Origin of the sequence: Enterococcus cecorum (assembly GCF_052119425.1) — a bacterium.
Taxonomy (GTDB): domain Bacteria; phylum Bacillota; class Bacilli; order Lactobacillales; family Enterococcaceae; genus Enterococcus_E; species Enterococcus_E cecorum_C.
Map to the genome: position 1 here is coordinate 24,468 of NZ_JBQKFH010000030.1, position 7,507 is coordinate 31,974.

Genomic DNA, 7,507 nt, shown 5'->3' on the forward strand with positions numbered 1-7,507 from the left:
ATCTCTTAATCCCTTCTGAAGATATCTCTTGTATATATTTTATCCATTACATCTTCTAAACTATTGTCAAATCGATTAGCAATGATAGCGTGTGACTGTTTCTTAAATTTATCAAGATTATTTACTACTTTACTACCAAAGAAAGTTTCGCCATCCTTTAAAGTTGGCTCAAAAATGATAACTTTCGCCCCCTTTGCCTTAATTCGTTTCATAACCCCTTGTATTGAACTTTGTCTAAAGTTGTCTGAATTACTTTTCATCGTTAAACGATAAACACCGATAACGACTTCTTTTTCTTTATTTGGATCCCAAGAACTGTTAGATTGATAAGCTCCAGCAATTTCAAGCACCCGGTCGGCGATAAAGTCTTTTCTAGTGCGATTACTTTCGACAATGGCCGTCATCATGTTTTGTGGGATATCTTGGAAGTTAGCCAATAGCTGCTTAGTATCTTTAGGTAAGCAATATCCCCCATAACCAAAACTTGGATTATTGTAATGTGTACCGATACGTGGATCTAGACAAACTCCTTCGATAATTTGTTGGGTATTGAGGCCTTTTGATTCGGCATAGGTATCTAATTCGTTGAAATAAGAGACGCGTAACGCAAGGTAAGTATTCGCAAATAATTTTACTGCTTCTGCTTCAGTAAAGCCCATAAACAGCGTCGGAATGGCTTGTTTGATGGCACCTTGTTGTAAAAGAGCCGCAAAGATTTCAGCTTGATTGCGACTAATTTCATCACACCCGACAATAATTCTAGATGGATATAAATTATCATATAATGCCTTTGATTCGCGTAAAAATTCTGGACTGAATAATAGATTCGCTGTCTGATATTTGGCGCGGACGCTTTGTGTATAACCTACTGGGATCGTCGATTTGATAATCATTGTAGTATCTGGATTTACCGCTAAGACCTCTTCAATGACCGACTCTACTGCCGAGGTGTCGAAATAATTCTTTTGTGGGTCATAGTTGGTTGGTGCCGCAATTACCACAAAATCAGCCTCTTGATAGGCGGATTTGCCATCTAGGGTTGCCGTCAAGTTTAATTCTTTTTCGGCGAGATATTTTTCGATATAGTCATCTTGAATCGGGGATTTACGTTGATTGATTAATTCGACCTTTTCAGGAATGATATCGACGGCCACAACTTCATGGTGCTGGGCTAAAAGAGTCGCAATCGATAAGCCCACATAACCAGTCCCTGCCACGGCAATTTTATATTGCTTTTGACTAGCAAGTTGAGCAAGTTTGTTCTCTCCTTGAGTGATAAATAGCTCGGTTGGATCAAACTGTAAGACTTCAGAAAGATTCTCTAACTGCTCGATTGATGGCGTGTATTCTTGATTTTCAATGCGACCAATCATTAGGCGGTTGATGCCGGTTTTTTCAGCTAATTGAGCCTGCGTAAGTCCGAAATCTTTGCGGCGTTTTAAGATTTTTTCTGCCAATAGTTCACGAGATAGTTTTTTCATATATAGCCCCTCCGAATGATTGTATTAATATCATCTAATTTAATAATTTCTTACAATAGGTAACATAATGATACAACATTTTATCATGTTTTGCAAAACAGATTTTCGTGTTCAGCACAAAATGATTAGCTATCCACATAGCTCGTCTTATATTTGATATTCTTTACTTAAATACAATGTTTCTTGTCAGGAGTCATAAACAGCTTTTCCCATGAACTCGATATCTGATTCATCATTGGTCGTCACAACTACTCTTTGTACGTCATCATTTACTTTTTTCATTAAGGTTCGTAAATTTTAGCGAAAGTTACTATATGAGACTGCTTCCATATGGCAACCCTCATTACAAATATTGTATAGTTTTCAAGTACATCATTTCTCATCAAAAAAATCAACAATGCTTTTCATCGCCTATATTTAAGTAATTACGCAAAAAGTCCTCAAAAGTGCGAAAAAACCTCCCAAATTTTTTTGAGAGGTTCCGCATGATTATTGATTTAAATTATCATAAAGGTCTGGATGATAGACACCTTCTGCGATTAACTGGGCAAAACTAGCTTTCACTGGTTCAACATCTTCGCGGTAAGTCATGCCATACCAGGTGTCTTCACTCTTGATGACTTTGACTTGAATTTCATCTTTGGCTAATAATTCTCCCACCAAGATTGGTAATAGGTATTCGCTACCCATTGGATCTTGAGGCACTTCTCTAGCAAAGAATTCTTCAAAGCCCCTTTCTAATACTGGGATGAAATCAGGCGTTAAGCCCCACATATTCATCGATACTAAAGATTCTACATCTAGTGCGCGACCATTTGATTCGGCACCGTCTGCTGTTTTGACGATATTTTTCGTTTCTACGACATCGCTTAAGTAGCCGTCTTTCATATGACAAATACCACGAGTGACGCCACCATTGTCTGATAAGGTATTTTTCAAGATAAAGCCTGCCATGCAATAAGTTGGGTTTTCTTGGACTAAGTAATCGTGCAATTGTTGATAAATTTCTTGACCATAGTAATCATCGGCGTTGATGACCACAAATGGCTCAGTCAAGTGTTCTTTTGCAGCTAATACAGCTTGGCCAGTTCCCCATGGTTTCTTACGTCCTTCAGGTAATTTTCCTGGGATATCCGCTAATTCTTGATAAGCATAAGCCACTTTCACTTGATGCTTAGCACAGATTTTTTCAATGCGATCCCCGATAACTTCTTTAAATTCTTTGGCAATTTCTTTTCTGATGATAAAGACAATTTTAGTAAAACCTGCTTTAATCGCATCATGAATACTGTAATCCATAATAATATGTTTATTTTCATCGACGGTTTCTAGCTGTTTGATACCCCCGCCAAAACGACTGCCAATCCCTGCAGCCATAATCACAAGTGTAGTATCCATCTTTTCAACTCCTAACTTTATAGACTTGTTAAGTATAACATAAGTAAGCGCTAAAAACTACGAAGATTTTATTTATTAAATAGCATAACTAGCATTATTCTCGAAACATATAAAGAGCTGTTAGAATAATCGAGCATTCTAACAACTCTTTAAGAACTTTTTATCTATGGAATCGATTGGCAGAAACACGTAATTTTTCTGAAATTTGTTGAAGCTCTCCAACATGTTGACCGAATTCTTCCATCGTAGCGAGGACTTCTTCGGCATTAGCTGAAACTTCTTGTGTACCTGCCGCATTTTCTTGTGTAGAGGCAGAAACATTTTCGAGATTTTCTAAGACATCTGTTTGAACTTGCATAATAGTTTCTGCCACTTGGTCTAAATCCTGAATTTGTTGTAGGATAGATTGGTTCTTATCAAAGGCAGACTGCATCGCTAAAATCGCTTCGTCAATCACATCTGTTTGTTTTTGGCTACCAGCTAATGAAGCACTTGCTAAGTCAACCATTTCTGTAGATTTGTGCTGAATCTGATCGATAATCGTCGCTATTTCCTTAGTTGATTCCTTGCTCTGTTCTGCTAAGTTACGAATTTCTGTCGCTACAACAGCAAAACCTTTTCCTGATTCACCTGCACGCGCCGCTTCAATGGAGGCATTAAGTGCGAGTAAATTGGTTTGGTAAGAAATGTCGTTAATTACTTGAATGATTTGGGTAATATTTTGGATTTGATGATTCATTTGATCAATATTATTCATCAAACTATTCATTTGTTTAATTTCATCTTGCCAACTAGTTTGTACTTTATCCATTAAATTTTTACTATTTTGGTTAATTGAAGAGGCTTCAATCGATTCAGCATTCATTGATTCCACACTTGTTGTTAATTGTTGAATAGCATGTGATAAATCGTTCATCTGAGCGACACTTTTTTCGGTATCTGCAGCTTGTGAGCCTGTAACTTGAGCTATTCCAGTAATCGTCTCTGCTACTTCTTCAGTAGCTACATTGGTTTGCTTAGAGAGTTCTAGAAGATTTTTTGACATTTGAGCAACTTCTCTACTTTCCCCTTGAACCTCTTCAATCAGCTGTCCAACCGATTCAACCATCTTATTATATTGGTCTCCCATTCTTTGTAATTCATTACCATTTTCATCAGGATGGGCTGCTCTGTGAATCAATTTGTGGACTTGATTATTTTGGGTATCCATAACAGCTAATGTACCTGCGCCTAATTTTTGGAAATGATTTGTATACAGTTCAACTACACCTTTAATTAAATTCGTAGCTACAAATGATTGAATGGTAATTAATACGATAATAAATACCATCATAATCCCCACAGTTATGATTTGGGAAACTAATTGAGCACGCATTTGTTTTCTATCCATCGTTGCAAGAACGGTATATGGATTTTCTGAGGTTCCTTTAATATAGCTTGCAGATGAAAATTGCTTATTTGGCGCATTAATACTACCTTGACTGTTACTTTGGTTTTTGATTTTTGACAGCAATTGACTTTGTGGATACTGTTTATTCACTAAAGTTTTTGCAGTAGAGGCTACAACAATACCAGAAGATGCTACTAATGAGATTTGGGTACCTTTTGTTTTGTCTAAAGCTTTAATTAGACTATCAAGTGTTTTAAACGAAATATCTGCGGATAATACTCCAAACTGACCCTCATTATTTTTTATCGCATAGGATACTGTTGAAATAAATTCATGCGTATCAATATCTTGATAAGGCTCTGACCATACGGCTTTTTGCGGATTGGCTAAAGCGTCTTTAAACCAAGGTCTAGTCGTGGCATCATAGCCTTCAGGGATAGGTAGCGTAGAGACACATTCATTTTGGTTTTGGGTAGCGAAGGTCATGCTTAATATATCCGCATCCCCCTTGCTTGCAGTTACAATCATTTTTTCAATTCTCGGCAAGTCAAATCTTTGCGTGACTTCTTCCAATTTTGCAATCTCTTGGATACGATTATTTGTCTTGTCAAATAACTCTTTTTGAGCAATGTGTACAGCTTGCACCGTACCTATTTGGTTATCCTGAATATTCGTTTTCAATGATTTCACAGTACTATAAAAATTAATGATTGCTAAAATTAATACTGGTAATAAAGCAATACAAATTAATGATAAACGAATAATCATACTTATACTTTTCTTTTTTGTATTCATTTTTCACTTCTCCTCATTCTAAATTATAATGATATATCGGATGTTTTCTAAAAATATAAATACGACATCGATTCATTTTTGTATAAATTTTTGTTTTCTGTGCGTGTTTCCGGCAATGAATGATAAACATCAAAGATTCCGTTCATAATTTTATTCATGCGAACTGGTCTTTTCGTTATCTCATTTTTTCTGAAAATACTTGCACGTTATCTCAAAATCTGTTAAAATGAATTTTGTTGTTAAGCTTCTGTCATAGTAGCTCAGCTGGATAGAGCATTCGCCTTCTAAGCGAACGGTCGGGGGTTCGAATCCCTCCTGTGACGCTAACACAGTCCTTTGGAAGATTTCCAGAGGGCTTTTTTGTTTTTTCATATACTCTTTCAACTTGTCAAACCAAATATTCTGTGTTCAGCGACTAGACATTGTGAAATTTGCCCTCCCAATTAAGAAAAGCTCCTTTTATCCGATTTTCTAAACGGAGGGTAAGCACACGAATTTCCTCCTGTCTGCGCAAGTCACTTCACATCCTATAAATAAAAAAAAGCAATCACACCATCCATTGTGACTGCTTGAGAAGATTTATTTGGTTAAATCGATTTTTTTACCTACTGCATAGATAATCAATGAACCAACGGCCATCGCAATAAATTCACCGACACCAATTGTTAACCAGCTATAGAAAAATGGTAATCCTGCAACAAAAGTTAATTCAGCGGCAATGGTAAACATAGAAACCGCACAGATAACGGTACTTACTGCCATTTTTTGTTTCATAGATTTCATATTTTCAGTGACTTTCACGTTAATTAACAACACAAAAAGCGTAGAAAGCGTGCCGACCACTAAATCAATGGGTCCCACTTGTGAAAATAAATTTGAAATGAATACGCCGACTGTAACTGCCCAGATATAGCGTTTATTGTATAGGGGTAAAAAGTTAAACATTTCAGCGATTCGTACTTGAATAGCGCCATAACTAAATGGTGCAAGTACTACGGTGAGGGCGACATATAAAGCCGCGACAATTGCAGATTTTGCCAATTCGAGCGTTTTGCTGTTGGCGATTGTTTGAGGTTTTTCTTGATGCATAAATAAACTCTCCTTTGCAAGATTCATCATCTTGGTAATAAGCTGCGACTAAAGGATGGAAGTTTCGCAGTGTGGTCATCCACGAAAGCTATCTTATCACAATCAGTAAAAATTGCAAGGGGCAGATGTAAGTGTACCTTTCCACAGCTTTGAATATCCAATTTCTCAAATAAAAAAATCTTCCCAACATTATCGCTGGAAAGACGGTACATTTTCTAATTATCTATTCTCTTTATCATTCATGTATTTGATGTATATGAGCATTCATCCACTTTATTCACTTATACTTGTTTAAGCAATTCATTCATTTCTTCAACAGGTGAACTACTCACCACTTAGCTAAACCTAACGGTTCTTAACGCTTGAAGTGGGAGCTTCTTGGGAATAGAGCATACTTGATAGCTTATTTCTTCACTAACAGCGGTTTCTCTTATTTACCAAGCTATCCCCGTAGTTCCTACGGTTTTTGATTGTACCTAAGCCAATGTTTGTATTCTTAGACCTTCGGTCAAAATATTGATACTAGCATTGATATCACGGTCATGATGAGTATGACAAATAGGGCAAGTCCATTCTCGAATATCGAGCGATTTCTTGCCATCTTTATGTCCGCACTCTGAACAAATCTGACTAGACGGAAACCACGTATCCACTTTGATGATTTCACGTCCATACCAGTCTGCTTTGTATTGCAACTTAGCCACAAAGCTAGACCAAGATACATCAGAAATACTTCTTGCTAATTTATGATTACGCAACATACCTTTTACGTTTAAATCTTCAATACAGATAATATCGTGATTTTTGATAATTTCTGTACTTAACTTATTCAGAAAATCAGCACGTTGATTCATTACTTTTTCATGTAATCTAGCTACTTTGCGTTTTTGTTTTTGATAATTTTTAGCTTCAAACAAATTGATACCTTTTTGTTTGGCTAATAATGCCCGTCTTGATAACTTACGTTGTTCACGTTTTAATTTCTTTTCCATTTTGGACGTGAATTTATTATTATCAATTTTTTGTCCATCTGAAAGAATCACAAAGTCTGTAATACCTAAGTCAATACCAATGGCAGAATTGGTTTTAGGTAACTCGCTAATTTCTTCTTTACATAACAAAGAAATATAGTATTTGCCACTAGAATGACGTGATATTGTAGCAGATTTAATCATCCCTTTTGGTTGTCTATGAAGCTTAATTCTTACTAATGATTTCAATTTAGGAACTTTTATGAATTTACTATCAATCAAAGCAACTGTACCATTTTGATTATTCGTTGTATAACTCTGAACAGGATTTTTCTTACTTTTGAAACGTGGAAAGCCAACAGATTTATCCCGAAAAAAATTCT

Annotated in this window: 5 protein-coding genes and 1 tRNA gene; 1 reads left to right on the forward strand and 5 read right to left on the reverse strand. The window is 36.2% G+C overall.

Annotated features, from left to right (window positions below; genetic code table 11):
- Positions 1-5: 5 nt before the first annotated feature.
- The 3 genes from ACTQZM_RS08450 to ACTQZM_RS08460 all read right to left on the reverse strand — a co-directional run bounded on the left by ACTQZM_RS08450 (position 6) and on the right by ACTQZM_RS08460 (position 5,064).
- Positions 6-1,481, reverse strand: coding sequence for a nucleotide sugar dehydrogenase (locus tag ACTQZM_RS08450; protein ID WP_441653489.1), 1,476 nt, complete (start codon positions 1,479-1,481; stop codon positions 6-8).
- A gap of 489 nt (positions 1,482-1,970) precedes the next feature.
- The gene (locus ACTQZM_RS08455; RefSeq protein ID WP_441653490.1) at positions 1,971-2,879 is read right to left on the reverse strand and encodes a nucleotidyltransferase family protein; all 909 of its coding nucleotides are present in this window, start codon (positions 2,877-2,879) and stop codon (positions 1,971-1,973) included.
- Between the two features lie 160 nt (positions 2,880-3,039).
- Positions 3,040-5,064 (reverse strand): methyl-accepting chemotaxis protein, encoded by a 2,025-nt coding sequence (locus ACTQZM_RS08460; protein ID WP_248624402.1) that lies wholly within the window; start codon positions 5,062-5,064, stop codon positions 3,040-3,042.
- Positions 5,065-5,313: 249 nt separating this feature from the next.
- On the opposite strand from ACTQZM_RS08460, the gene ACTQZM_RS08465 reads away from it, so the two are divergent.
- Positions 5,314-5,387 (forward strand) — tRNA-Arg (locus ACTQZM_RS08465).
- 256 nt (positions 5,388-5,643) lie between these two features.
- On the opposite strand, the gene ACTQZM_RS08470 is transcribed toward ACTQZM_RS08465, so the two are convergent.
- Complete coding sequence (locus ACTQZM_RS08470; RefSeq protein ID WP_349277959.1) at positions 5,644-6,153, reverse strand: QueT transporter family protein; 510 nt, start codon at positions 6,151-6,153, stop codon at positions 5,644-5,646.
- Between the two features lie 476 nt (positions 6,154-6,629).
- On the reverse strand, positions 6,630-7,507 hold an 878-nt coding region (locus tag ACTQZM_RS08475), incomplete at its 5' end, for an RNA-guided endonuclease TnpB family protein (protein ID WP_441653491.1).